Below are 891 nucleotides of genomic sequence, written 5' to 3'. Positions count from 1 at the left end.
TGGCGACCGCCCTCTCCTGTCGCTGTCCTTCACGCATCAGCCGCAGCGGCGCCGCCGGGCGATCATCGTACCGCCGGGCCGCGAGGGCGATCGGCTGCGGGCGATGAAGACGGAGGATCGCACCCGGATCCTGGCGAGCATTGCCGCGGGCCGGACCTGGATGGCGGATCTCGTGGCCGGGCGAAGCGTGGGCATCGAGGCGATCGCTCTGGTCGAGCAGCGCAGCGAGCGCTCGGTGCGCATGACGCTGTCCCTCGCTCTACTCTCCCCGCGCATAGTCCGGGCGATCGTCGAGGCGCGGCTGCCCCGAGGCATCGGCCTGCGCCATCTGTGCGAGTTGCCCCCTTCCTGGGATGCACAGGAACGCATCCTCGGCCTTTGATCCACATCCATCCTACTTGGGCATCCACGCGGCCGACGCGATCCGCCCAGGGTGATCAGGCGATCAGGCGAACCGCAATCCCGAGTAGTACCGCAGCCCCCAAGCAGCGCCGCCATGGGTTGACCCCGCGGAACACCTCATCGCCCGCCCAGTATGTGAGCGCGATCCAGGATGCGAGTTTCGCCCAGCCCCCGATGGCGGTGTCCTCTCCCGCGATCCAGGCGATGGCCTGCACGAGGCCGAACAGCCACAGTGGCGGGTTCGGCCACTGGCCGATCACGGCGCGTCCGCTGGTGCGGTCGCGGGAGAACCAATCAAGGGCCGCGAGCAGCGTCGCCGGAAACGGGGAAGTGGCCTGTTGATACCGGGCGCAGAATTGCCGGTGATCCGGTCCTGGAGACTCGATAGAGACCGCCCCTAACCGAGGCGCCCCCTCTAAACTACGGACAAACCCAGTGATTCTAGGACCACCACGCAGACACCGTATGCGCGCGCACGCCCTGGGGTGG

Annotated in this window: 1 protein-coding gene and 1 pseudogene; one reads left to right on the top strand and one right to left on the bottom strand. The window is 68.1% G+C overall.

Annotated elements, in window-relative coordinates; all coding sequences use genetic code 11:
- Positions 1-382 (top strand): annotated as a pseudogene (locus MKK53_RS03645) (recombinase family protein); the annotation flags it as partial.
- Between the two features lie 55 nt (positions 383-437).
- On the opposite strand, the gene MKK53_RS03640 reads toward MKK53_RS03645, so the two are convergent.
- A complete protein-coding gene (locus MKK53_RS03640; protein WP_243927022.1) occupies positions 438-713 on the bottom strand; it encodes a hypothetical protein in 276 nt (91 codons plus the stop codon).
- Positions 714-891: the final 178 nt, after the last annotated feature.

This window comes from Methylobacterium sp. J-076, from assembly GCF_022829405.1.
Taxonomy (GTDB): Bacteria; Pseudomonadota; Alphaproteobacteria; order Rhizobiales; family Beijerinckiaceae; genus Methylobacterium.
Note: the sequence above shows the minus strand (reverse complement) of the source record. Positions and strands in the feature narration are given on the sequence as shown.